The sequence below is a fragment of the Ensifer sp. GW823-FHT05D09 genome, assembly GCF_058795755.1.
Window position 1 is genome coordinate 407,230 of the sequence record NZ_JBXAIA010000001.1, and the last position, 24,975, is coordinate 432,204.

A 24,975-nucleotide genomic window follows, 5' to 3' on the forward strand; every position below is an offset into this window, starting at 1 on the left:
AACGATGAGCGAAGAGCCGCAGCCGACGACGGGGAGGGAAGCGCCGCGGGCTGCCGCGGGTTTCTTCCGTGGGCTCTCGGGCAAGCTGCTGCTTTTGACGATCGTTTTCGTCATGCTGGCGGAGGTGCTCATCTTCGTGCCCTCGGTTGCCAACATGCGCATTCGCTGGCTTCAGGATCGGCTGAACACGGTTGCCGCCGCCGCCGTCGTCGTCGACGGCCTGCAGAATGTCGAGCTGCCGCGCAACGTCCAGGACGACACGTTGATGGCGACGGGGACCAAGGCAATCGTCATTCGCCGCAAGGACGCCTCGCGGATGATCGCCGCCGCTGACATGCCATCGGAGATCGACGGCGAATACGACACGGCCAATTTTACCGCCTTTGCGGCAATCCACGATGCCTTCGATACGCTCCTGTTCGGCGGCAACCGCGTGGTGCGCGTCTACGGGCCGCTCGGCGAAAGCGACGCGGTGATCGAGCTCGTCATGGCGGATGCCAGCCTGCACAAGGCGATGCTGGTCTATTCCCGCAATGTCTTCTTCCTGTCGATCATCATCTCGCTGATCACGGCGACCTTGATCTTTCTTGCCATCAACCGGATGCTGATCGTGCCGATCCGCCGGATGACGGCGAGCATGCAGGAATTCTCAGACGACCCGTCCAATCCGGCGCGCGTGCTCGTTCCGCCGGAGGGACGTGACGAACTGGCGGTGGCCGGCCAGCATCTGGCCAGCATGCAGCGCGAGCTGCAGAAGACGCTGAAGCAACAGAAGAGCCTCGCTGAACTCGGTCTCGCCGTGTCGAAGATCAACCACGACATGCGCAACATCCTGTCGTCGGCGCAGCTGATCTCCGACCGTCTCGCCGATGTCGACGATCCCGTCGTCAAGCGCTTTGCGCCGACACTGCTGCGGGCGATCGACCGCGCCGTCGGCTATACCCGCGAAGTGCTCTCCTACGGGCGCACCACCGAGGCCGAGCCGCATCGCCGCTTCGTCGCCTTGAAGCCGCTGGTCTCCGATGTCGCCGAGCTGCTTTCGATCGACCCGCAATCCGGCATCGAGTTCCAGATCCAGGTGCAGGACGACCTCGAGGTCGATGCCGACAGCGAGCAATTGTTCCGCGTGGTGCACAATATCTGCCGCAACGCCGTCCAGGCGCTAACGAATCACGAGGCCGAGGATGGTCGGCCGCGTGTGATCAGTGTTTCGGCGATGCGCATGGGCAGCGTCGTCACCATTTCCGTCGATGATACCGGCCCGGGTATGCCGCCAAAGGCCCGCGAGAACCTTTTTGCCGCTTTTCGCGGCTCGGCGCGCTCCGGCGGCACGGGTCTCGGGCTGGCGATTGCCCGCGAATTGGTGCTCGCCCATGGTGGCACCATCGCCCTTGTGGAAAAGCCGACGCCGGGAACGCTGTTTCGCATCGAACTGCCGGATCGCCCGGTTCCACTCGACGCATTTCGCTCCAAAGCCCGCCATTGAAGGGGTTTGCGGGTGAGATCGCGCGCCGATTTCGCCGTGAAAATCCACAGCTTGAAACCTCGCCGTCGTAAAAATGAAACTTTTTTGCCGAACGGCGCTTGCAATCCCCGAAAGGACTCTTTAGAGAACCGCTCACGCAAGCGGTTCGCCGCTTCGAGACGCACCCGTAGCTCAGCTGGATAGAGCACCAGACTACGAATCTGGGGGTCAGGAGTTCGAATCTCTTCGGGTGCGCCATTCTTCTCAATAACTTAGCAGTTCAAGTGATAGCACCGCAAGGTGCGGTGGCGGCGCGTTTGCGCCCGGGGTTCTGCCAACATTCCATTCCGTTTACCTCTCCAAGCTAGTCCACTTGAGCGCGATACGTCTTTCGGCCGGCGGGCAAAAACGCCTGTGACAATCCTATATATATTAGTATAATGTGATTTATAAAAGTCGATTGCGTCGCGCCTAAGCAAAGGGCGGGCGGATACGATCCGGAGGCGCTTGCAGCGACCGGAAAAGGGAAGCGACCTCACAATTTTTTGAAGTCGGCGTGTCAAAACCGCCGCGTGCGATTCCCATATAGAGGGTGACGCATCGCGGCTGCGTGAGTCTTCAGATCGGTTTCGATTGGAAGAAAAAATCATGCAGCGGGTGGAGCGTTGCCGTACCCGTCGCGCATTGGGTTTGTCGTGCGACGGCGGAATGGAAAGGAGGTGCCCGATGTATCGTTACATGATGAAAGAGCTGCTGGTGATTGTTGCCGGGCTATCTGTCTGCGCTTTCGTGATCCTGTTCTTCCTGGCGAGCGCCGCACACGGCGTCTGACGGGATGCGCGGGCCCGAAGCCCGTTGCGCTTGTACGCACTCATGCCGAAGGCTGGCCGAGCAAGTCGAGCGTCCGCCGATCCATTTCCCCCGCGAAGTAAAGCTCAAGTGCCTGATCGAAGACGCTGCCGGCGGCTGAGGCCTTCGAAAACAGGGTCATCGACGAGCGAAACTTCATGTCGTCAGGGCTGGAGAAGATGTCGAGTGCTGAACGCCCGGTAATGCCGTTGACGGTCTCGGTGCAATCGATGAGCCTTGGCCCGAGGATCGACTGGGCGAGGTAGGCGCGAGCCTCCGGAAGGCCTGAAATGGAATAGCGTTGGGCCATGGGCGAGTGTCCGAGGCCGGCAAGCTGGGGGAAGACGAACCACATCCAGTGTGTCTCCTTGCGGCCGCGCCGCAGTTCGTCGAGCGCCGCCGCGTAAATGCGGCTCTGGGCGTCGACGAAGCGTTGCAGCGTGAAAGGGTCGGTCATGGTCCCTACTTTCGCCCTGGCGCGTCTGTGTGCCCGCCACGGCCGTGTCAATTGCCGCCGGTCATGCCCATTGGCGGCCGCGGTGCATTCTACCAGCGATGATGAACATGAACCTTGACCTGCCGCTCGTAAAGCGCAGCGATGGCGGCCTTGGTTTTCTCGTCGATGGCAGGCAGTGCGCTTGCAGCCGCATTGGACTGTGCCTGCGCCTCGTTGCGGGCGCCGGGGATGACGACGGAGACCGCCTCCTGCTCCAGGATCCAGCGTAGCGCGAACTGTGCCATCGGCACGCCTGCGGGCACCAGCGGGCGCAACTGCTCGACGGCGTCCAGTGCCGCGTCAAAGGGCACGCCGGCAAAGGTCTCGCCGACGTCGAAGGCTTCGCCGTGGCGGTTGAAGTTGCGGTGATCGTCGGCGGCAAAGTCCGTGTCACGGCTGATCTTGCCCGACAGCAGCCCGGAGGCGAGCGGCACGCGGACGATGACACCGACATTCTTCTTCTTCTTCGCCTCGGCGAAGAACAGGTCCTGAGGCCGCTGGCGGAAGATGTTGTAGATGATCTGGACGGTGGCGACACCCGGATACTCGATCGCCTTCAGCGCTTCCTCGACCTTCTCGACCGAGACACCATAGTGGCGGATCTTGCCCTTGGTGATCAGCTGGTCGAGCGCGCCGAACAGATCCGGACGGTAGTAGACCTCGGTCGGCGGGCAGTGGAGCTGCACGAGATCCAGCGTCTCGACACCGAGATTGCTCAAGCTGCGGTCGATGAACGCCTCGATGTTGGCGCCGGTGTAGCCTTCTGTCGCGTGCGGGTTCAACCGGCGCCCTGCCTTGGTGGCGACGAACGGCTTTTCGCCGCCACGTTCCTTCAGGACGGCGGCGATGATCTTTTCGGAGCGGCCGTCGCCATAGACGTCGGCGGTATCGACGAAGGTGACGCCGCTGTCGAGGGCCGCGTTCAGCGCGCGCTTGCCGTCCGCTTCGCTGACATCGCCCCAGGAGCCGCCGATCTGCCAGGCGCCGAAGCCGATTTCAGAAATCGTCGCACCTGTCTTGCCCAGAACTCTCGTTTTCATGCTGATCATCTCCTTGGCGAACCCGTTACGGGATTGAATATTATCGAGTTTGTCGGTCGTTTTTATGATGATTTCGCGGATGAAGGGAAGCCGCTCAATCGTCGGTCGAGATCACGGCACGGCCGCGGCTGAGATCGGTGACCATGGCTAGAATGTCGTCCGCCTCGTCCTTGCGCATATCGACCGTCATCACCGGCCCCCTGTCGGTGAAGCTTTCGCCGGCGAGCGTCACGTCGCGGGCGAGCAGGCGCGCCTTGATCAGCGCCAGATCGCCAAAGTCGCAGGCAATGGTGGCGCGCATCGTCTCGATCATCTCGATCTTCTCGGCTGCCCGCAGGCAGAGCGCAGCGGTGCCGCCATAGGCGCGGATCAGGCCGCCGCTGCCAAGCAGGATACCGCCGAACCAGCGGGTGACCACGACAACGACGTGATCGAGTGCCTGACCGTCGATTGCCGCGAGGATCGGCTTGCCTGCGGTGCCGCTCGGCTCGCCGTCGTCGTTGAAGCGGTACGCCTGGCCGATGCGCCAGGCCCAGCAATTATGATTGGCCATCGGGTCGGAATGCTGAGCGAGGAAAGCCTTTGCCGCCTGCTCGTCGGGCACGGGGGCGCAGATTGCCACAAACCGGCTCTTCTTGATTTCCTGCGTCGAGGTTTCCGTGCGCTTGAGGGTGAACATCCGCTGCTTCCGTTTGGATAACGCTGATAACGGATTGTGCGGATTGGCGCCACCGTGGTTCGGCTTCAACCGGACGCAGGCATGCACATCAGCCTCACCAGCCCTCATTGCTGTGCTTGTCACAGGAATCCAGTCACGGCGCGTCTGCGCCGTGAGAAGATTCGGTTTGCGGTGTCGCGTTGAAAGGTTCTTTCGCGCCGCCGACACGGCGCAGCTGGATCTCTGTGACAAGCACAGAGATGAGGAGGAGAGGGGAGGGCCATCGCCACCGGGTTGACCCCAGCCCCTTCATCGCCTCTCCCGCGTTCGGGAGAGGCAGTCTTGTCTCGTGGACCCGGTTTTGATCAGCCGATCGCCATCAGGCTGGCGTTGCCGCCGGCAGCGGCCGTGTTGATCGAGGTGGAGACCTCTTCGAGCAGCCAGTTGAGGCAATAGGCGTCGGGGTTGCGGACGATCTCGTTGGTTGAGGCAGCCTGGACCAGGACCAGCGGACCCGGCAGGCCGGCAATCACCTTGCTGACCTGACGGACGCGCTCGCCGTCGCCTTCGACCAGTGCCCCGGCGAATGGACCATCGGCAGACCACTCCTTCGACCAGGACAGCCGGGTGGAAACACTGGCCGGCAGGCCCTTCAGTGAAGACTGCAAGCCGGAAGCCGCGTCGATAACGACGGTGTTGCCGGTCGCAAGCGCCGCGCCGAGCTGGCGATAGAGGCCGGTTTCGGTCGCCGGCACCAAAAGCACGCGGCCGCGCGGATGAAGCGCATAGAGGTTGCGCTCGCCAACCGGCCCCGGAAGCTCGGAGATAAGGCCGAGGGCCGAGTTGCTGCCGGCGGTGCGGGCAGCTTCCGCTTCGGCCTTGGCGCCCTTGCCGTCGAGCCACTTGGCAAAGTCGAGCAGTGCCGGATCGGTGTGCACCGAGCTATGCTGCGGCGGCACCGGGGCGGTCGCAACCAGGCGGCCGAGGTAGAGCGGGCCGCCGGCCTTCGGGCCGGTGCCGGAAAGGCCACGGCCGCCGAAGGGCTGCACGCCGACCACGGCGCCGATGACGTTGCGGTTGACGTAGAGGTTGCCGGCCTTCACCCGCGACGTAACGTGGGCAATGGTTTCGTCGAGGCGGGTGTGCAGGCCGAAGGTCAGGCCGTAGCCGGTCGCGTTGATATCGTCGATCAACCGGTCGAGATCGTCGCGGCGGTAGCGGATGACGTGCAGGACCGGGCCGAAGACTTCGCGCTTGAGGTCGGCAAGCTTTTCGAGCTCGACGATTGTCGGCGGCACGAAGGTACCGAGGTCGGTTTCGGATGCGAGGCCGATCTGCTCGACCTTGCGGCCCATGCCGCGCATCGTCTCGATGTGCTTTTCGATGATCCCTTGGGCTTCTGCGGTGATGACAGGGCCGACGTCGACGGAAAGCTTGTCCGTGCGGCCGATCTTCAGTTCGTGCAGCGCGCCCTTCAGCATTGCCAGAATGCGGTCGGCGACATCTTCCTGCAGGCACAGCACGCGCAGGGCCGAGCAACGCTGGCCGGCGCTGTCGAAGGCCGAGGCGATCACGTCGCCGACGACCTGCTCGGCGAGCGCCGAGCTGTCGACGATCATGGCATTCTGGCCACCGGTTTCGGCGATCAGCGGGATCGGCCGGCCCGACGGCGACAGACGGTCGGCAAGCTGCGCCTGGATCAGGCGTGCGACTTCGGTCGAGCCGGTGAACATCACGCCGGCGATTTCAGGAGCTGCAACCAGGGCTGCGCCGATGCGGCCGTCGCCGGGCAGCAGCTGCAGCGCGTCGGCGGGAATGCCGGCTTCGTGCAGGATACGCACGCCTTCGGCGGCGATCAGCGGCGTTTCCTCGGCCGGCTTTGCCAGCACCGGGTTGCCGGCGACGAGGGCTGCTGCAATCTGCCCGGCAAAAATCGCCAGCGGGAAGTTCCAGGGGCTGATGCAGACGATGGGCCCAAGCGCCTTGTGGGCCGGGCCGAGCGTGCGGCGGGTCTGTTCGGCATAGTAGCGCAGGAAGTCGATCGCTTCGCGCACTTCGGCAATGGCGTTCGGCAGCGACTTGCCGGCTTCGCGCACGATCAGGCCGAGCAGCGTCGGCATGCGGGCCTGCATGATGTCGGCCGCCCGTACGAGCATGGCCGCACGGTCTGCCGGCGAAACCGCCGACCAGCTTGCAGCTGTCTTCGAGGCATAGGTCGCAGCCTGCCGGGCGTCTGCTTCCGATGTCTCGGTAACAGTGCCGACGGTATCGCGGTGGTCGCCCGGGTTGAGAACCGGACGGGTCTCGCCAGATGCGGGGCCTGTTGCCAGCAGCGGTTCGGCGCGCCAGTCGATGGCAGCGCTGGCCTTCAGCGCTTCGCTCAGCGAAGCGAGCGAGGTCTCGTTGGAAAGGTCGAGTCCGCTGGAGTTCGGGCGGGCGTCGCCGAAGAGACCGACGGGCAGGGCGATCTGCGCATGCGTCGCGCCGACGACCGGCATGGCGCGCACGATATCGACGGGATCAGCGACCAGTTCGTCGATCGAGACCTTCGGGTCGGCGATGCGGTTGACGAAGGAGGAGTTGGCGCCGTTTTCGAGCAGGCGGCGCACCAGATAGGCAAGCAGCGTCTCGTGGGTGCCGACAGGCGCATAGATGCGGCACGGCCGGTCGAGATTGTTCTTGCCGACGACTTCGTCATAGAGCGGCTCGCCCATGCCATGCAGGCACTGGAACTCGTATTTGCCGACCTGGAAGTCCTTGCCGGCCAATTCGTAGATGGTGGCGAGCGACTGGGCGTTGTGGGTGGCAAACTGCGGGAAGATCACGTCCGTTGCCGCCAGCAGCTTGCGGGCGCAGGCGATGTAGGAAACGTCGGTGTAGATCTTGCGGGTGTAGACCGGGAAGTCTTCCAGGCCGTCGAGCTGGGCGCGCTTGATCTCGGCGTCCCAATAGGCGCCCTTGACCAGGCGAACCATGACGCGGCGACCCGAACGGCGGGCAAGGTCGATGATGAAGTCGAGCACGAAGGGGCAGCGCTTGCCATAGGCCTGGACCACGAAGCCCATGCCTTCCCAGCCGCTAAGGTCCTTGTCGAGGCAAAGCTCTTCGAGCAGGTCGAGCGAGAGCTCCAGCCGGTCGGCTTCCTCGGCGTCGATGTTGAGGCCGATGTCATATTTCTTGGCGATGACGGCGAGCGCCTTCACCTTCGGCAGCAGCTCTTCCATGACGCGGGCGGATTGCGCGCGCACATAGCGCGGATGCAGCGCCGAAAGCTTGATGGAGATGCCGGGGCCCTCATAGATGCCGCGTCCGGCCGAAGCTTTGCCGATGGCGTGGATCGCCGTTTCGTAGTCCTTGTAATAGCGCTCGGCGTCTTCGGCCGTGGTCGCGGCCTCGCCCAGCATGTCGTAGGAGTAGCGGAAGCCCTTCTGCTCGAGCGCGCGCGAGCGACGCAGCGCCTCGTCGATGGTTTCGCCGGTGACGAACTGTTCGCCCATCATGCGCATCGCCATGTCGACGCCGCGGCGGATCACCGGTTCGCCGCAGCGAGCGATCAGGCGCGTAAGGGCTGCCGAAAGGCTACGGTCGTTGACGGTCGACGTCAGCTTGCCGGTGACGACGAGACCCCAGGTTGCGGCGTTGACGAACAGCGAGCGACCGCCGCCCAGATGCGACTTCCAGTCGCCGTCGGCGATCTTGTCACGGATCAGCGCGTCGCGCGTTGCTTTGTCGGGAATGCGCAGAAGCGCTTCGGCCAGGCACATCAGCGCCACGCCTTCCTGGCTCGACAGCGAGTATTCGTGCACCAGACCTTCGACGCCGGAACCCTTGTGCTTTGCGCGCAGCGCTTCGATCAGCTTGCGGGCCGTCCGTGCGGCCGCCTTCTGTGTCTCGACCGGAAGCGTCGCGGCCTCGACGAGCGATGGCAGGGCTTCGGTTTCAGGACGGCGATAGGCGGCGGTAATCGCCTGGCGCAGCGTGCTCTGCGCACGGATCGGCGGCGCGAAATCGGCAAAGGGTGCCGGGGCCTGATCGGCCTTTGGGCTGGATTTGTGAAGCTGGTTCTGGCTCATCGAACGCTGTCCTTTGGAAGGCGGTGACAAGGCGCAATGCGCCCTGGGTATCGTGGGCAGAAAATACGCGTCGTTTCGCCGAACATCCATCCGGCAAATTTCGTGAATCTCGGAATGTTTCACTAGTCGCGTGTCCCAAAACCGATGGGAATGCGGAATGTCCGCTCGGGTGCCGGATGATACGAAGTCTTAGGCGGCTTTCCCGAAGTGCCGTTCACGCGCCATCAGACACTCGTCGTCACCGGGCATGCAGGTGCGACAGACGATCGGCCTCACCGCGTAGATCTTGCAGGCGACGTGAACGCCGAGCTTGCCGCCGAGCGCTGTGCAACGGTCGTCCTCGCAGCGCATGCCGCCGAGATCGGCGGCGACATATTCCTCCGGTATCAGATCGAGTTCCTCATCCGTCTCCATCGAGAAACGCGGCCAGTCGGAGGAATAGGCGCAACAGGCGCCGCAGCTCTGACAGTCGAGGGTTTCATCGGTCGCGGTCAATTGGGTCATGGGCCAACCTAGCATGAAGGCCGGCTGGCCGAAATGCCCCTCAGGCGATGGCGGCGTCCCTGCAGGCGATTTCATAATCTTCGGTGTGAACCAGCACGCCGTCCCTCGTCACCACGGCAATGCCGTACGCGGCGGGTTCATCGACCGAGAGCGAGGGATCCGGCGCATCGAACGGCATCGGCTGCTGGTGCACAGGGCTCTTGAAAACGGAGAAGGGTATGCCGCGGCAAGAGCCACCGATCGTGCGATGCACGTGGCCGGCGAAGATGTGGCGCACGTTGCCGTGCTTCTTCGCCAGCGCATAGAATTCCACCTCGTTGACCAGGCGGATCATGTCCATGCCGGTAAAGCCGGTCGCATGTGGCGGATGATGCATGAAGATCAGCACTGGCCTGTCGCCGGCATCAGCCAATTGCCGGTCGAGCCAGGCAAGGCGCTTCTGGCACAACAGGCCGGCATGGCTGTTGGGGTAGTCGTAGGGCGGCGCAAACAGCGTGTCGAGCAGGATCGCCCGGCAGTCGTCAAAGTCGATCACCTGTTGCACGAAGCCATCGTCGTCCGTCACAGCGTCGGTAAAGACGTCCAGGAACACATCGCGCCGGTCGTGGTTGCCGACCATGATCGCCGCGGGTGGGCCCAATTGATCGACAAGGGTCTTCAATCGCTCGTAGGAAACACGATCGCCGTGGTGGGCGAGGTCGCCGGTGAAGATCACCCGATCGGCATCCCCATGGTAGCGGTTCACATGGGCGATACCGTTGGCCAGTCGTTGATAGGGGTCGATGCCGATGATGGTCGTGCCTTCTGGCACCATGTGCAGATCGGTAAAGATAATCAGCTTCGTCATCGCATTTCCAGGGGCGGGGGTGTCTTCCCGTCCAAGCTGTCGTGCGCCCGGCTGGCCGTCAAGCTGCATCTTTGGGTCGGATTTGCTGGACGCTCATCGCTGGCCGATGGCCGCTGAACGGAGAGCATTTGCTCGCCAGCCGGCCGACATAGCGCGATACGGACCCGCAAAATTCGCGCATTTTCGTAGGCGAGGCAGGATTTTCAGGGGGAGGCACCCAAGAGCGCTTGCGGGCAGTAGGCTTTGCGGGCCGACCCTTGCAGGTCGCCCCGCAAACATCACTTGATGCGGCTCGTCTTGTCGAGCATGGCCGTCTCGAAATCGCTGGCGCCACTCAGTTCGGCGACCTTGCGCTCCGCATAGGCGTCGCCTTCGGCTGCCGCCTTGCGGAAGACGGCGCGGGCTGCGGGCAGATCCCTTACAACACCTTCGCCGGTTTCCAGCATCAGGCCGAGGTTGACCATGGCGTCGACATTGCCGCGCTCGACGGCGAGACGATAGAACCGGGCCGCCTTGGTATTGTCTTCTGGTACCAGCTTGCCTTCATCCAGGATCACCGCGAGGTTGAACGCCGCGACGCCATCGCCTGCAAGTGTCGCCCGCTCGAACCATTCGATCGCAAGTCTGCCGTTTGCCGCGGTGCCCATGCCGTCGCGATAGGCGACGCCGAGATTGTAGGCGGCCAGGATGTTGCCGGCAGCCGCGGCCTTCTGGTTGAGCGCGAATTCGGTTTTGGTATCGCCCTGTTCGCCGACAAGCACCGCATAGTTGGTCATGGCCAGCGCATGACCATGGTCTGCCGCTTCGCCGAGAATATGGTGCGACTGGGTCTTCTGACCGGCCTTGTCGAGAACGCGCGCCAGCTGGAACGCGGTGCGGCCACCGGCATGCTGGTTATAGGCCTCGCGGCAGGCCGAAAGGGCGATACCGATCTTCAGGTCTTCGGTGGCAACGGCCGGGTAGGCCTGATTGCGCTGCAGGTCGAAGATGCTGCCCGCTTCACGGTCGCAGATGTCGGCGGCCGAGAGATCGGCCGCACGCGCAGAGGGGAGCGCGATCGCTGCCAGTGCCACGACGCTGACAATGGCAAGAAGCACGGCGTTGACGATGCGAATGCCTGTTTTGCGCTGGTTTTCCATGATGCTCTCCCGTCTCGTGAGGTGAAACTAGCGCGACGGGTTCCACCTGCCTGTTCCGGCGGGAACAGCCGGATTGTGAGGGCTCTGGCGAAATGACGGACACTGTCGGGCAGACCACCAAACGGCTGCGGCTTGTTTCCCCTGATATCGGGGATATCCTCTGGGATAGTCTGACGCTCGAAGGCACGACCACATCGAAAAGGAAGGTGGACCATGAAGGACCGGGAGCCGATGCGGCAGGTGCTGGTGAAGAGGCGCGTCGTGGTTGGCGGCCTGTTGCTGGCCGCCTTGGGCGGCGGCGTCGCAACGACGAGGGCGAGCCCCGTGATCGGCAACGCGACGGAAATCCGTGGCGATGTTCGTCGCCGGCAGGCAGAGCAGGAAGACGCTCTGGCCGTCGGAGCACAGCTTTTCGACAACGACCATGTCCGCACGCAGGCCGAGAGTTTCGCCACTCTGGCGCTGGGTGCCGACACCCGCGTTCTGCTGGGTGCTGAGACCGATCTGCTGATCGATCGTTTTATCGCCGGCCAGGGCGGGACACTGGAACTCGGCACCGGCCGAATGGTGTTCGATCGCCCCGAGGGGCTGCCCAAGGTCGATGTTGCCGTCAGGACCGCCTTCGGCATGATCGGCGTTCGCGGCACCAAGTTCTTCTGCGGCCCGAGCAAGGTCGCCTTTGCCGTTTTCGTCGAGCACGGCAGCGTCGCGGTTGCGGCGGGCGGTGTCACGCAGATTGTCGCCGCCGGGCAGGGCGTCGAGTTCAAACAGCGAGGCGACGCGCCCAGCGCCCCGGTCAACTGGGGACAGGCGCGGATCCGCGAAGCCTATGCCAGCGTCGGGCTGTAGCAGTTCGTCAGGCACCGCAAGCGGAATGCGGCGAGGCGGCAACGCCACGACGCTCTAAATCTGCCCTCTGTCTTCCGTCAGATTTCCTGCCCCTTGCGCGGCGACTGGCACGCTAGACCTGTTCGGGATCGGCGACGGTGAAGAGCTCCATCGGGGCAAAGCCGCGGATCTCATGGCTGCCGAGCGAGCGAAGGTGCTGCTTGCTTTGCGCCGCGGCCGCCGGGCCGACGCAGATGGCCGTGCCCAGAAACTTGTTGGCCTCCTGCAGTCGCGCCGCAAGGTTGATGGCGTCTCCATGGGCGGTGTAGTCGAGCTTGCCACCGGCGCCGACTTCGCCAACGACCGCCTGGCCTGTCTCGATGCCGATGCGCGTGCGGCCGAAATCCCTCATGGCAAACTGCGGCCGCCGCCGCATTTCCTCGGTCAGCGCGTGGATCGCCTTGGCGCATTCGATCGCCTTGTCGACATGATCGGCGAGATCCTCCGGCGCGTTGAAGAAGGCGTGCACGGCATCGCCGACCACCTTGTCGACCATGCCGCCATAGTGCGCCACCAGTCCGTTGACCTCGGTGAAATAGATGTCGAGCAAGGCGATCAGGTCGCGCGGACCGAGCTTCTGCGACAGCGTCGAAAAGCTCTCGATGTCGGTGAAGAGCGCTGTCACCGCCCGTTCCTCGCCCGCAACCCGCGCAGCACCCGGATTGTCGATGTAGCGCGCGACGACGGATTGCGGCAGATATTGCGAGAATTTCTCCCGCGCCGTCGCCTCCGCCCGCCGAATATGGGCAAATTGCAGCGTGCTCGTCACCGCCAGCACCGCGGCAAGTGCGGCGGAAATGCTGACGGCATCCACCAGCCAGCCGCTGGTCCGGTAGATGGCCATCGTTGCCGCGACGACCGCGGCAACCGCGATGATGCCGAGCGCTGCCGAGGTCATCGGTCTGAGCCTTGCCGCGCCGTAGGCGGATGCAATTCCGGCGGCAAGCGAGAACAGGGCTTCGATGACGGGGAGCCGTGCGTCGCGCCGTGGAATGAAGCCGGTGGCGATGGCGTTGGCAATATCGGCGTGGATCTGCACCGAGGGCTCGAGGGGCATCGAGGCGCTGGGCCTGAGGCCGCCGAGATTGGGCAGGCTGCTGCCGACAAAGACGAGTTTTCCCGAAAGCCTGTCCTTGCCTGCCGTCCTTGCCAGGATGTCGGCCGCGGAAATCGTCCGCGCGGCAATCCTCTCGGGATCGCTCGCCACGAAGCGCAGGCTACCGGTATCGTCGAGTGTCACCACTTGATGGTCGAGGCGCAGCCAGGCCGGGTCGCCGCCCAGGATCGGCGTTCCGGCGCCGACCATCAGCCGGGTCGCTTCGATGCCAAGCGTTGGAAAGGCTTCCTCGCCCAGGACTGCGAACGCTTGCACTCGCCGGATGCGGGCGTCTTCATCGCCGACCAGAAACGATGCGGCGGCCGCCTTGGCACGGTCCATGAAGCCGGGACAGGAGGTCTCCGCGCCGTCAAGGAACCAGAGTTCGGGGGCTGCGAAAGGGCGGCTCAACGCCAGTGGCGGAACGGGGCGCGGGCGCTCCTGCAGCGTGTCGGCAATGAGAAAGCCGAGGACGACGGGTACCTTCGAAAGCGCTTGCGAAAGCGGCCCGTGGCCCGGCAAGTCTGCCGCGCAATCGGAACTGAAGACGAAGTCGACGGCGACGACCTTGGCGCCGGCGTCGGACAGTGCGGACAGAAGCTCGGCCGTTGCCGCCCTGTCCCAATCGCCGCCCGGCCTGCTTTGATAGGCTGCGCGGTCAATGTCGACGACGACGATGTCAGGCGACTGGGGTGAGGGCACCCATTGGGTGAGGCTGTCGAAGAACAGTTCCCGCTGCGTTTCGAATACCGGTTCCGCATAGAAATAGAGTGCCAGTGCGACGACCAGGCTCGTCAGGATCCCGCCGGCGAGCGGTGTGAAGCGAAAGCGCCGGCGAGATTGAGCGGTCATGTCGCCTAATCCTCTTCCGGATCGGCGATGCTCAAGAGCTTGCCGACCTTGCAGGCGATGATGCCATCCATCCGTTTGATCGCGCCGCTTTCCTCGAGCCACAGGATGGCCCGGTTGACCTTGGGCCGGCTGGCGCCAAGCACGCCGGCGATATCCGTCTGGCTCATGGTCAGCCTGAGGTTGGCGCTTTCGGGAAGTTCGTTGCCGTGGATCTGCCGGAGCGTGGCCAGGAAGAACCGGGCGACGCGGGCATTGAGGTCGTAGAGCGCGATGGTTTCCAGCCGCTCGGTGGTGTCGCGCAGCTGGGCGCAGAGAAAGCGGACGACGGATTCGGCTGCGGCCGGCCGGGTGGTCACCATGTCGAGAAACGCCTTCTTGCCGATCACATAGCCTTCCGCAGCCGTTTGCGCCGTGGCATCGGCCGACCGCGTCTGGCCGTCGAGCACCGCCATCTCGCCGAAGATCGCTCCGGCTTCGTGCTGGCGCAGCATCAGTTCGCGGCCCTGAGGCGTGATCAGCGACAGCTTGATGCGGCCCGATACGACAACGATCATATAGTTGCCTTCGTCGCCGCGCTGGAAGATCACCGTGCCCGCCGGCCACTTGCGATAGGTGGCGATCTCGGCAAGATCCTCGATGGACTTCTTGTCGAACCCTTCGAAGATCGCGAATGAGCGCCAGAAGGCCGGGCTCCTGTTGATTTCGTTCATGAGATGCCCCCGAGCGGCGTCCCCTGCCGCGCCTGAAATTCTTCGCCCACACGACCCGTCCTTGCAACAGAAAAGAACGTTCCGGGCCTGACCAGTGTCCCTGGCGGCGAAAAGGACTGCACAGATCGTAGCGCGACGCAAATGTCGGTTGACGATAATTCCCGGTTGTCTCTAGGTTGTGAACGATCTGTCGCCGGTCGTGCGGCTAGATGAATTTGAAAATGCTGATACTTCTGCTGCCAACACTCGTTTCTCACAGGAGCCTCGCATGTCTCAGAATGTCGTCGTCCTCATCGGGCGCATTCTTCTTTCGATCATGTTCATCACCGCCGGTTTCGGCAAACTGACAGATCCCGCCGGCACCGCCGGAATGATCGCCAATGCCGGCTGGCCTGCGCCGACAGTGCTCGCCTATCTCGCCGGTATCTTCGAATTGGTTGCGGGTCTCGCCGTTCTTGTCGGCTTCCAGACCAAGATCGCGGCTTACCTGCTGGCGGCGTTCACGCTTGTCACCGCTTTCGTCTTCCACAGCGGTGCGATCAACATCCCGACCTTCCCCCCGGAAGCAAACGGTCTGCTGACCGTCTTCAACGGCCTGATGATGATGAAGAACATCTCGGTCGCCGGTGGTTTCCTGGTGCTTGCAGCCTTCGGCCCGGGCGCACTGTCGATCGACGCACGTCGCGCCTGAGACATTTCAGACTTCAAACAAAAAACCCGCCGGTTCCGCCGGCGGGTTTTTTGTTCGTCTTGCGAAGTTACGGATAGATCACGCCCTTGCGCAGGATGACATTGCCGTAAAGCCGCGGCTCGCTGGTCTGCACCACCGTGTGAGCTGCCTGCACCCGGGGATAGAATTCGGGGCCGAGCAGGGGAACAACCGTTCGTGCGGGTTCATGCTTGCCGCAGCAATCGATGATCTCCCGGTGCACCGGATCGAGCGCGTCCCGGTCGTGCTTGACCGTGGCACGGAAAATCGCGGCCGGCACGAAATCGTCGATCGGCATGACGCTCAAAATGGCGTCGAGCACCGGGATCAGCCCGTGGCCGTCCAGCCGAACCAGCCGGCGGGCATGTTCCTGGCCGGGATAATTGCCATCGACCAGCGCGATCTCGTCGCCGTGGCCCATGGCTCGAAGCGTCGCCAGCAATTCGGGGCTGAGGATCGGGTCTATGCCTTTCAGCATCAGCTGAGCTCCTTGAAGAGGACATTGGTGTCGAGCAGGTAGCGGGAGAACAACGGCAGGCTGGCGCCGCCGATGGCGCGCGCATGGCTGCCGACCAAACCCTCGACCAGTTCGGGAATGGTCACGCCCTGAAGATCGAGCTCGTGCAGAGCCTTGCGCGTCGCGGTCAGCAATCGCGCGCGCACCCAGGGCGGGAAACCGCCGTCGATGACGACGGCGGAGAAATCGACGATCGAGACGGCGGAGACGACGGCCTGGGCAAGGGCCGCGGCGCTGTCGTCGATCCACACGGTCAGCGGTTCGCCGAAATCGATCCAGTCGTCGGCGGAGTACCAGAGCGGCTTTGGGTCGATGCCGCGATCGCGCAAGAGGTTTTCGAGCACGAACACCGAAGCGATCTTCAGGAGCTGGACGGTCTTGCCGTCTTTGCCCGACACCGGCAGCGGACCGACGGCACCGGCGGCGCCTGTCCGGCCGGAAAACAGCGCGGAATTGATGACGACGCCGCCGCCGATGAACGAGCCGATGTAGAAATAGACGAAGTCGGGATAGCTGGCGCCGACGCCGAAGGCGAGTTCGGCGCCGCAGGCGCTGGTTCCGTCATTCTGCAGAAACACCGGGTGACGGGTGCGTTGCGCAACGATCGCCTGCAGGTCGATATCGCGCCACCGGTTCATCTGTTCCCGCGGTGCGCCCACTTCTTCCGCCCAGTTCCAGAGCTCGAAAGGTGTGGCGATGCCGATGCCGGCGATCCGCTTGCGCTCGTCCGGCCTCAGTTGCTGCTCGAGCTTCTCGATGCCGCCGATGATGAAGTCGACGAGGTCGCCGGGCAGGGGATAGGCGTGGATCTGGTGCAGGTGCAGGCGGATGTTGCCGACGAAATCCATCAGCACCAGGTCCGCACTGCGCCGGCCGATCTTCACGCCGAAGGAGAAAACCGCATCCGGGTTGAGCCGCATCGGCGTCGAGGGCTGGCCGACGCGGCCGCGCACCGGTTCGCCGCGCACCAGCAAGCCATCGCTTTCGAGGGCGCGCATGATTACGGAGACCGTCTGCGCCGAAAGGCCGGAGCGCCGGGCGATGTCTGCCTTCGAGAGCTCGCCGTGACGACGCACCAGCGACATCACCAGCCGTTCGTTATAGGCGCGCACGCGTGTCTGGTTCGCCCCGCCGCTGGGGTCGATCACTTCAGGTTGCATCGGTCCCCTGTCGGGGCCGTCTGTCAATGACATGCCACCGTCTCCTCCCGTTGGCATTAGTGCCCGCTTGGCGCGGGTCTGTTGTTTCCGCTCTGGGCGGGCCTGTCAATTTGCGTGTCGGCCCGGATGGCTCCGGACCGGCGTTATCCCAAGAATGACACATCGAAATAATAATTCAATTTGATTTATTTATTGACACCCTCGAAATTTAGTGTTTGTTTTTGATCCGGAAGCGCCTGTTGCAGCGGAGGAGAAATGCTGCGGCGGCGAGGCCCCTGCCGGTCCGCCGGCGCGTTTTTCATCCTTGGGAGGATTACATGAAGAAGACTGTTCTCTCCGCCGCGTTCGGCGTGCTGTCGCTCGGCGTCGTTTTCGCCGCCCCGGCACAGGCCGCCGATGTCAGCGCCTGCCTGATTACCAAGACAGATACCAATCCCTTCTTCGTCAAGATGAAGGAAGGCGCTGCCGCCAAGGCCCAGGAACTCGGCGTCACGCTGAAGTCCTACGCCGGCAAGATCGACGGCGACCATGACAGCCAGGTGGCTGCAATCGAATCCTGCATCGCCGATGGCGCCAAGGGTATCCTGATCGCCGCTTCCGACACCAAGGCGATCGTCGATCAGGTGAAGAAGGCGCAGGAAGCCGGTCTTCTGGTCATCGCGCTCGACACGCCGCTTGATCCGGCAACCGCTGCCGACGCGACCTTCGCCACCGACAACCTGCTTGCCGGCAAGCTGATCGGCCAGTGGGCCGCCGCCACGATGGGCGAGGGCGCCAAGACCGCCAAGGTCGGCTTCCTCGATCTGACGCCGTCGCAGCCGACCGTCGACGTCCTGCGCGACCAGGGCTTCATGATCGGCTTCGGCATCGACCCGAAGGACCCGGCCAAGATCGGCGATGAAGACGATGCCCGCATCGTCGGCCACGACGTCACCAACGGCAACGAAGAAGGTGGCCGTAAGGCGATGGAAAACCTTCTGCAGAAAGACCCTGATATCAACGTGATCCACACCATCAACGAGCCGGCAGCCGTCGGCGCCTATCAGGCGCTGAAAGCCGTCGGCAAGGAGAAGGACGTGCTGATCGTGTCGGTCGACGGCGGTTGCCCCGGCGTCAGGTCGGTCGCAGAAGGCGTCATCGGCGCGACCTCGCAGCAGTATCCGCTGATGATGGCAGCGCTTGGCATCGAGGCGATCAAGAAGTTTGCCGACACCGGCGAAAAGCCGAAGCCGACCGAAGGCAAGGACTTCTTCGACACCGGCGTTTCGCTGGTCACCGACAAGCCGGCTGCCGGCGTCGAATCGATCGACACCAAGGTCGGCACGGACAAGTGCTGGGGCTAATCGCCTCAACTCTTAGAACGCATGGCTGAACAACGGAAGGGCGGCCCCGGCCGCCCTTCGCATAAGCGCCGATGTCTTTGACAAGGCGGCGAAAACCGCGCAGCTTCTAGAGCGCCGTGCGTTCCTATGAACGCACAAAGGACGCTCTTGCACTTTAGTTCTGGAGCACCTTTCTGCCCTCACGTGATTCCACTTGAAGACAGGGTGCTCTAGAGTGAGTGCTGATGCCCGCCACTGGTGGGCGGGCTGTGCACCAGATTGCATCGCAACCCCTTGGGAGTGGGGTTCACCGGAGGAAGGTCCATGGGCGAGCCCAACGCAGCCGCACAGCCATCCCAGGAATTCGAAAAAGTCCTGGTCAACAGTTCGACGCAGGTCGCGTCGTTCGACACGCATGACAAGACGCCGATCCAGAGGATCCAGCATTTCCTGCATTCGACGCCGGCGGCCGTGCCGTTCATCGTGCTCGTTGCAGCGATCCTAATCTTCGGTCTGGCGATCGGCGGAAAGTTCTTCTCGTCCTATACGCTGACGCTGATTTTGCAGCAGATCGCCATTGTCGGCATCCTTGGGGCTGCGCAGACATTGGTCATCCTGACGGCCGGCATCGACCTTTCGATCGGCGTGATCATGGTGCTTTCCGCTGTCATCATGGGCAACAGCGCCGTGACCTACGGCCTTCCGGCGCCGATCGCGATCTTTCTCGGATTCCTCGTTGGCGGTGCCTGCGGCTTCCTCAACGGTTTCCTCGTTTCCAGGGTCAAGCTTCCGCCGTTCATCGTGACGCTCGGCACCTGGTACATCATCATGGCGACGAACTTCATCTATTCGGCCAATGCGACGATCCGCGAGGCCGACGTGACGGCTGTCACCCAGATGCTTCACGTCTTCGGCGTCAGCTTCAAGATCGGCTCCGCCGTCTTCACCCTCGGCGTGGTCATGATGGTCGTCCTGGTTCTCGGCCTCTGGTACGCGCTCAATCACACCGCTTGGGGGCGGCATCTCTATGCGGTCGGCGACGACCCGGAAGCGGCCAAGCTTTCCGGTATCCGCACCAGTCGCGTGCTGCTCAGCGCCTATACGCTCGCCGGCCTGATTGCAGCACTTGCCGCCTGGGTCTCGATCGGCCGCAACGGCTCGATCTCGCCGTCGGCAGCGGTCACCGACTACAATTTGCAGGCCATCACCGCGGCCGTGATCGGCGGCATCTCGCTCTTCGGCGGACGTGGGTCGATCCTTGGAACCCTGATCGGCGCGATGATCGTCGGCGTGGTCTCGATGGGCCTCAACATGCTGGGCGCCGATCCGCAATGGAAAGTCTTCTTGACCGGCGTCTTGATCATTACCGCCGTTGCAATCGACCAGTGGATCAGAAAGGTAGCAGGCTGATGGCTCAGGAACCCCTTCTCACCGCACGCGGCCTGGTCAAGCGCTATGGCCGGGTTACGGCTCTCGACCATGCCGATTTCGACCTCTACCCGGGCGAAATTCTTGCCGTCATCGGCGACAACGGCGCCGGCAAGTCCTCGATGATCAAAGCGATCTCGGGCGCCATCACGCCCGATGAGGGCGAGATCCGGCTCGAAGGCCAGCTGATCAACTTCCGCTCACCGATGGAGGCGCGCTCCGCCGGCATCGAAACGGTTTACCAGAACCTGGCGCTATCGCCGGCGCTGTCGATCGCCGACAACATGTTCCTCGGTCGCGAGATCCGCAAACCCGGCATCATGGGTAAGCTGTTCCGCACGCTCGACCGGGCGGAGATGGAGAAGCGGGCGCGGGCAAAGCTCTCCGAGCTTGGCCTGATGACGATCCAGAACATCAACCAGGCGGTGGAAACCCTCTCGGGCGGCCAGCGCCAGGGCGTGGCCGTGGCGCGTGCTGCGGCCTTCGGCTCCAAGGTGGTGATCATGGACGAGCCGACGGCAGCGCTCGGCGTCAAGGAAAGCCGGCGCGTGCTGGAACTGATCCTCGACGTGCGCTCGCGCGGCCTGCCGATCGTGCTGATCTCGCACAACATGCCGCATGTGTTCGAGGTCGCCGACCGCATCCACATCCACAGGCTTGGCAAACGCCTCTGCGTCATCAATCCGAAGGAGCATTCGATGTCGGATGCTGTCGCCTTCATGACTGGCGCTAAGGAGCCACCGCGCGAGGCGCTCGCCGCATGACAGTTGCGCCGTTGGTTGACCAGCTTCTGGAACGGGCGGCAGGTGCTGCCCGTTTCATCGTGGCGATCGCCGGCCCGCCCGGTGCCGGAAAATCGACCTTGTCCGATGCGCTTGCCGAAGCGCTGGTGGCTGCGGGAGAAAAGGCGACAGTGCTGCCGATGGACGGCTTTCACATGGACAATGCCGTGCTGGAAGAGAAGGGCCTGCTTGCCCGCAAGGGCGCGCCCGAAACCTTCGACGTCAGGTCGTTTCTGGCGACGATTGCGGCCGTCAGGGCCAATGACGGCGAGGTGTTGGTGCCGGTCTTCGACCGCTCGCGCGAACTGGCGATCGCCTCGGCCCGGGTGGTGGCGGCCGATACCCGCCTCATTCTCGTCGAGGGCAATTATCTGCTGCTCGACGAGGCGCCATGGACGAAACTCGACGGCGCCTTCGACGTCTCCATTTTCATCAATCCCGGCATCGAGGAACTCGAGCGGCGCTTGCTGAAGCGCTGGCGGGATCATGGCTATGACGAGGAAGCGGCGCGCCGGAAGGCACTCGGCAACGACATCCCGAACGCCCATCGCGTTGTCGGTCATCAGCGGCCGGCCGATCTCGTGCTTGCGGATTTCTGAGCGATGTCCGGATTGCCGATTGTGTTTGCGGGCGCATTGGTGATATCGAGACGCGGTTTCACCACATGAGTAACCGCCCCCCACCCGCACCTGCCGGCTCGCAAAGCCGCGCGCGCGGATCGGGCGCGAGCACGAGGGCTTGATGAGGAAGAGCGCAAGCGGTTTCCGCCATCCTGCTCTGAGTTAGGAGAACGCTGACCATGCAAGACCTCGTTATCCGCCGGCCGGATGATTGGCACCTTCACCTGCGCGACGGCGACATGCTGAAAGGTGTCATTGCCGATACCAGCCGCCATTTCGCCCGCGCGATCATCATGCCCAATCTCGTGCCGCCGGTCATCACATCGGCCGATGCCGCGGCCTATCGCGAGCGGATCGTCGCCGCCATTCCGGCCGGCGACCGCTTCGAGCCGTTGATGACCCTTTACCTCACGGCGGGGACCAACCCCGACGATGTCGAGGCCGGCCACAAGAGCGGCCTCGTCAAGGCAGTCAAGCTTTACCCGGCAGGCGCCACGACCAATTCGCACAGCGGCGTTCGCAACATCGACGAGGCTATGCCGGTGCTGGAGCGCATGGCGAAGATCGGCCTGCCGCTCTGCGTCCATGGCGAAGTCACGGCATCGGACGTCGACATCTTCGACCGCGAGGCGGTGTTCATCGAAACGGTACTCGACCCGTTGCGTACGCGCCTGCCGGAACTGAAAGTGACGATGGAGCACGTCACCACCAAGGATGGGATCGACTACATCAAGGCGTCGAAGGCCAACCTCGCCGGCTCGATTACCACCCATCACCTGATCATCAACCGCAACGCCATTCTGGTCGGCGGCATCAAGCCGCATTACTACTGCCTGCCGGTCGCCAAGCGCGAAAACCATCGCCTGGCTTTGCGCGCGGCAGCGACCTCGGGCGATGCCCGCTTCTTCCTCGGCACCGACTCGGCGCCGCATGTGGATCCGCTGAAGGAATGCGCCTGCGGCTGCGCCGGTATCTACACCTCGATAAACACCATGAGCTGCCTTGCCCATGTGTTCGAGGAGGAAGCAGCACTCGACAAACTCGAAGCCTTCGCTTCGCTGAACGGCCCGGCCTGGTACGGCCTGCCTGCCAATGACGAGACGATTACCCTCAGGAAGCAGGCGGACGCCGTCAGCTATCCCGCCAAGATCGAGACCGGCGCCGGTCCCGTCACCGTTTTTGATCCGATGTTCCCGCTGCACTGGGCCGTCGTCTGATCACCTGAAGTATTTGAAGGAGAGTTTGATGTTTTCCAACGCGTTCACCGACAAGGGCGTGATGGCCGAGCTGGTCGCAAAGATGCTCTGGGAGATCAAGGCGGTGCATTTCAGCGCCGACAAGCCCTACAAGCTGTCGTCCGGCATGGCGAGCCCCGTCTATATCGACTGCCGCAAGCTGATTTCCTATCCGCGCATCCGCTCGGCGGTGATGGATTTTGCTGCCGCATCGATTCTGCGCGAGGCGGGCTTCGAGCAGTTCGATGTCGTGGCTGGTGGCGAGACGGCGGGCATTCCCTTTGCCGCCATGCTGGCCGAACGCCTGGGCCTGCCGATGATCTATGTGCGCAAGGCGCCGAAGGGCCACGGCCGCAACGCCCAGATCGAAGGTCACATGCCGGAAGGCGCCCGCGTTCTCGTCATCGAGGACCTGACGACGGCAGGCGGCTCGATGTTCAAGTTCATCGACGCCATCCGTGCGGCCGGTGGCATCGTCGACCACGGCATCGCGCTCTTCTACTACGACATCTTCCCGGAAGCTGTCGGCGAGATGAAGAGCAAGGGCGTCGACCTGCACTGGATCGCCACATGGCGCAACGTGCTGGCTGTTGCCCGCGAGCAGGCGCTTTTCGACGACAAGACCCTGGGCGAAGTCGAGGCCTTCCTGAATGACCCGCTGGCCTGGTCGGGCCGCAACGGCGGCGTCAGCGCTCTGGCATAAAGTCTGGTGAGGCCCCTGTCATGCCGGGGCCTCACAATTCCAGATGTTCTGTTTTTTAGACTGAAATTCTACCGTGGAGGAAGAGCCGATGATCGTATGTTGTGGTGAAGCGCTGATCGACATGCTGCCGCGGGATACGGGCGCGGGCGAGAGTGCGTTCGCACCTTATGCCGGCGGGGCGATTTTCAACACGGCAATCGCGCTCGGCCGGCTCGGCATTTCCACCGGCTTCTTTACCGGCCTTTCCGACGACATGTTCGGCGATATCCTGCGCGAAACGCTGAAGGCGGCGAATGTCGACTTCGGCCCCTGCGCGACCCTGTCGCTGCACACGACGCTTGCTTTCGTCAAGCTCGTCAACGGTCATGCCACCTATGCCTTCTTCGACGAGAACACCGCCGGGCGCATGATCACTAGAGATCATCTGCCCGCACTCGGCGACTTTTGCGAGGCGCTGCATTTCGGCGCGATCAGCCTGATCCCCGAGCCCTGCGGCTCGACCTACGAGGCGCTGATGACGCGGGAACACGAAAAGCGGGTGATTTCCTTCGATCCGAACATCCGGCCGGGTTTCATCAAGGACCGGGAAGCCCATCTTGCCCGGATGAACCGCATGGCGGCGATGTCCGACATCATCAAGTTCTCCGACGAGGATCTCGACTGGTTCGGCATGGGCGGCAGCCATGACGATCTCGCTGCCGAATGGCTGACGCGCGGTCCGAAGCTGGTTTTGATCACCAAGGGCGCCGACGGCGCCGTCGGTTACACGACGCGCCACAAGGTCGAAGTCGCCGGCGAGCGCGTCACGGTCGTCGACACCGTCGGTGCCGGCGATACCTTCGATGCCGGCGTGCTCGCCTCGCTGAAGCTGAGCGGCCTCCTGACCAAGGATGCCGTCGCCAATCTCTCCGAAAGCGCCGTCCGCGACGCCCTGGCTCTCGGCGCCAAGGCGGCCGCCGTCACCGTTTCGCGCGCCGGCGCCAATCCGCCTTGGAAACACGAAATCGGGCTCTGAGAAGAGCCCGCACTTACCTCAATCCTTTTCTTCGGGGCGATATTCGAGAATGTCGCCGGGCTGGCACTCAAGAACGGCGCAGATCTTCTCCAACGTGTCGAAGCGCACGCCCTTGACCTTGCCGGATTTCAAAAGGGATATGTTCTGCTCGGTGATGCCGACCTGCTCCGCCAGGTCGCGCGAGCGCACCTTGCGTTTCGCCAGCATGACGTCGAGGTTCACGACAATCGGCATACTCTAGACGAAGCTCCTGTTCTCGGCTTCGATCCCTGATGCGATGACCATGACGTGGCCCAGCACAAGGAGCAATCCGGCCATCAGCATGATGATCACCGTTCCGCCATTGATGTCGATGAAGACGGAGTGCCCGGTCGCGGCTGGATTGTCGTAGGTGACGGCCATGATACCGATTGCGTTGCTGATGATCATGCACAATGAGCCGATGATCGTGATGATGCCGATCCGTTTCAAGAGCACCCCATTGCGGCTGGAGAGAATTTCACCGCGCTCGAAACCATCGAACAACTGCCAGGCAAAGGCGAGCCCAGCGATAGCAAGCGCATTGTTCAAGGCGGTGAGAAACATGACGGTCGCGATCGCACGATAGGAGAGCGTGATGGCCGTAACCTTCGGGAAAATGACATCGCGAACGCCCTGTTCGAAGCCGGCCCTATCGAAGAAGATCTGCCAGTGCCCGTAGACGACGGCCGAACAGAACAAAGCGCCGCACAGAACGACCATCAGTTTCATGATGCGGCTGAGCTTGCGCAATCTCTCGGGGGATCCGGTCATTAAAAAATTCCTTATCGGCTCACTTGTTTTTTTATTGTAAAACGATAATTAATTCGCGTCAATTGTGATTTTGGT

The 24,975-nt window shown here is 63.1% G+C and carries 23 protein-coding genes and 1 tRNA gene; 11 read left to right on the forward strand and 13 right to left on the reverse strand.

All coding sequences use genetic code 11. The annotated features are described in order from the left end of the window. Positions 1 to 4: 4 nt before the first annotated feature. Together AC1Q80_RS02035 and AC1Q80_RS02040 are read left to right on the forward strand one after the other, a co-directional pair. On the forward strand, positions 5 to 1,486 hold the full coding sequence (locus AC1Q80_RS02035) for a sensor histidine kinase (RefSeq protein WP_492359502.1): 1,482 nt from the start codon (positions 5 to 7) through the stop codon (positions 1,484 to 1,486). A gap of 160 nt (positions 1,487 to 1,646) precedes the next feature. Beyond that, positions 1,647 to 1,723 (forward strand) — tRNA-Arg (locus AC1Q80_RS02040). Positions 1,724 to 2,336: 613 nt separating this feature from the next. Here the strand turns inward: AC1Q80_RS02040 and AC1Q80_RS02045 are convergent. The 7 genes from AC1Q80_RS02045 to AC1Q80_RS02075 all read right to left on the reverse strand — a co-directional run bounded on the left by AC1Q80_RS02045 (position 2,337) and on the right by AC1Q80_RS02075 (position 11,071). Continuing rightward, positions 2,337 to 2,771 carry a DUF1810 domain-containing protein gene (locus AC1Q80_RS02045; RefSeq protein WP_492359503.1) on the reverse strand — a complete coding sequence of 145 codons (435 nt, stop codon included), beginning with the start codon at positions 2,769 to 2,771 and terminating at the stop codon, positions 2,337 to 2,339. Positions 2,772 to 2,860: 89 nt separating this feature from the next. Beyond that, the gene (locus tag AC1Q80_RS02050) at positions 2,861 to 3,850 is read right to left on the reverse strand and encodes an aldo/keto reductase (RefSeq protein ID WP_492359504.1); all 990 of its coding nucleotides are present in this window, start codon (positions 3,848 to 3,850) and stop codon (positions 2,861 to 2,863) included. Between the two features lie 94 nt (positions 3,851 to 3,944). Continuing rightward, positions 3,945 to 4,529: an IMPACT family protein gene (locus tag AC1Q80_RS02055; protein WP_492359505.1), complete on the reverse strand. Its 585-nt coding sequence runs from the start codon at positions 4,527 to 4,529 to the stop codon at positions 3,945 to 3,947. A 344-nt stretch (positions 4,530 to 4,873) separates the two neighbouring features. After that, on the reverse strand, positions 4,874 to 8,581 hold the full coding sequence (putA, locus tag AC1Q80_RS02060; RefSeq protein ID WP_492359506.1) for a trifunctional transcriptional regulator/proline dehydrogenase/L-glutamate gamma-semialdehyde dehydrogenase: 3,708 nt from the start codon (positions 8,579 to 8,581) through the stop codon (positions 4,874 to 4,876). A 189-nt stretch (positions 8,582 to 8,770) separates the two neighbouring features. After that, on the reverse strand, positions 8,771 to 9,085 hold the full coding sequence (locus AC1Q80_RS02065) for a YkgJ family cysteine cluster protein (RefSeq protein ID WP_173418868.1): 315 nt from the start codon (positions 9,083 to 9,085) through the stop codon (positions 8,771 to 8,773). Positions 9,086 to 9,125: 40 nt separating this feature from the next. Further along, positions 9,126 to 9,932 (reverse strand): 2', 3'cyclic nucleotide phosphodiesterase SpdA, encoded by an 807-nt coding sequence (gene spdA / locus AC1Q80_RS02070; RefSeq protein ID WP_173418869.1) that lies wholly within the window; start codon positions 9,930 to 9,932, stop codon positions 9,126 to 9,128. Between the two features lie 278 nt (positions 9,933 to 10,210). Beyond that, a complete protein-coding gene (locus AC1Q80_RS02075) occupies positions 10,211 to 11,071 on the reverse strand; it encodes a tetratricopeptide repeat protein (RefSeq protein WP_173418870.1) in 861 nt (286 codons plus the stop codon). Between the two features lie 231 nt (positions 11,072 to 11,302). Between AC1Q80_RS02075 and AC1Q80_RS02080 the strand changes: the two genes are divergently transcribed. Beyond that, positions 11,303 to 11,920 (forward strand): FecR family protein, encoded by a 618-nt coding sequence (locus AC1Q80_RS02080; RefSeq protein WP_492359848.1) that lies wholly within the window; start codon positions 11,303 to 11,305, stop codon positions 11,918 to 11,920. A gap of 112 nt (positions 11,921 to 12,032) precedes the next feature. Here AC1Q80_RS02080 and AC1Q80_RS02085 read toward each other — a convergent pair whose 3' ends face one another. Continuing rightward, positions 12,033 to 13,907, reverse strand: a complete 1,875-nt coding sequence (locus AC1Q80_RS02085) for a CHASE2 domain-containing protein (RefSeq protein ID WP_492359507.1) — start codon at positions 13,905 to 13,907, stop codon at positions 12,033 to 12,035. A 5-nt stretch (positions 13,908 to 13,912) separates the two neighbouring features. Further along, on the reverse strand, positions 13,913 to 14,617 hold the full coding sequence (locus AC1Q80_RS02090; RefSeq protein ID WP_173418872.1) for a Crp/Fnr family transcriptional regulator: 705 nt from the start codon (positions 14,615 to 14,617) through the stop codon (positions 13,913 to 13,915). A gap of 199 nt (positions 14,618 to 14,816) precedes the next feature. Here AC1Q80_RS02090 and AC1Q80_RS02095 point away from each other — a divergent pair, with 199 nt between their 5' ends. Continuing rightward, a complete protein-coding gene (locus tag AC1Q80_RS02095) occupies positions 14,817 to 15,308 on the forward strand; it encodes a DoxX family protein (RefSeq protein ID WP_345791033.1) in 492 nt (163 codons plus the stop codon). 67 nt (positions 15,309 to 15,375) lie between these two features. On the opposite strand, the gene AC1Q80_RS02100 is transcribed toward AC1Q80_RS02095, so the two are convergent. After that, positions 15,376 to 15,804 (reverse strand): RbsD/FucU family protein, encoded by a 429-nt coding sequence (locus AC1Q80_RS02100; RefSeq protein WP_209787757.1) that lies wholly within the window; start codon positions 15,802 to 15,804, stop codon positions 15,376 to 15,378. After that, the gene (locus tag AC1Q80_RS02105; protein WP_492359508.1) at positions 15,804 to 17,036 is read right to left on the reverse strand and encodes an ROK family transcriptional regulator; all 1,233 of its coding nucleotides are present in this window, start codon (positions 17,034 to 17,036) and stop codon (positions 15,804 to 15,806) included. Before AC1Q80_RS02105 ends, AC1Q80_RS02100 begins: the two co-directional genes overlap by 1 nt. 284 nt (positions 17,037 to 17,320) lie before the next feature. On the opposite strand from AC1Q80_RS02105, the gene AC1Q80_RS02110 reads away from it, so the two are divergent. From AC1Q80_RS02110 to AC1Q80_RS02140, 7 genes are all read left to right on the forward strand, one after another. Then, complete coding sequence (locus AC1Q80_RS02110; RefSeq protein ID WP_492359509.1) at positions 17,321 to 18,346, forward strand: sugar ABC transporter substrate-binding protein; 1,026 nt, start codon at positions 17,321 to 17,323, stop codon at positions 18,344 to 18,346. A gap of 303 nt (positions 18,347 to 18,649) precedes the next feature. Further along, positions 18,650 to 19,735: an ABC transporter permease gene (locus tag AC1Q80_RS02115; protein WP_173418877.1), complete on the forward strand. Its 1,086-nt coding sequence runs from the start codon at positions 18,650 to 18,652 to the stop codon at positions 19,733 to 19,735. Next, a complete protein-coding gene (locus AC1Q80_RS02120) occupies positions 19,735 to 20,517 on the forward strand; it encodes an ATP-binding cassette domain-containing protein (RefSeq protein WP_492359510.1) in 783 nt (260 codons plus the stop codon). The genes AC1Q80_RS02115 and AC1Q80_RS02120 overlap by 1 nt, the downstream gene beginning before the upstream one ends. Beyond that, entirely contained in the window at positions 20,514 to 21,134 is a 621-nt protein-coding gene (locus tag AC1Q80_RS02125; RefSeq protein ID WP_492359511.1) for a nucleoside triphosphate hydrolase, read from the forward strand. Before AC1Q80_RS02120 ends, AC1Q80_RS02125 begins: the two co-directional genes overlap by 4 nt. 200 nt (positions 21,135 to 21,334) lie before the next feature. Next, positions 21,335 to 22,372, forward strand: coding sequence for a dihydroorotase (gene pyrC, locus AC1Q80_RS02130; RefSeq protein ID WP_492359512.1), 1,038 nt, complete (start codon positions 21,335 to 21,337; stop codon positions 22,370 to 22,372). A 28-nt stretch (positions 22,373 to 22,400) separates the two neighbouring features. Beyond that, the gene (locus AC1Q80_RS02135) at positions 22,401 to 23,093 is read left to right on the forward strand and encodes an orotate phosphoribosyltransferase (protein ID WP_492359513.1); all 693 of its coding nucleotides are present in this window, start codon (positions 22,401 to 22,403) and stop codon (positions 23,091 to 23,093) included. A gap of 88 nt (positions 23,094 to 23,181) precedes the next feature. Continuing rightward, on the forward strand, positions 23,182 to 24,108 hold the full coding sequence (locus AC1Q80_RS02140) for a carbohydrate kinase family protein (protein WP_492359514.1): 927 nt from the start codon (positions 23,182 to 23,184) through the stop codon (positions 24,106 to 24,108). Positions 24,109 to 24,126: 18 nt separating this feature from the next. Here AC1Q80_RS02140 and AC1Q80_RS02145 read toward each other — a convergent pair whose 3' ends face one another. Together AC1Q80_RS02145 and AC1Q80_RS02150 are read right to left on the reverse strand one after the other, a co-directional pair. Next, on the reverse strand, positions 24,127 to 24,342 hold the full coding sequence (locus AC1Q80_RS02145) for a helix-turn-helix domain-containing protein (protein WP_492359515.1): 216 nt from the start codon (positions 24,340 to 24,342) through the stop codon (positions 24,127 to 24,129). A gap of 3 nt (positions 24,343 to 24,345) precedes the next feature. Further along, on the reverse strand, positions 24,346 to 24,900 hold the full coding sequence (locus AC1Q80_RS02150; protein ID WP_492359516.1) for a DUF2975 domain-containing protein: 555 nt from the start codon (positions 24,898 to 24,900) through the stop codon (positions 24,346 to 24,348). Positions 24,901 to 24,975 lie beyond the last annotated feature (75 nt).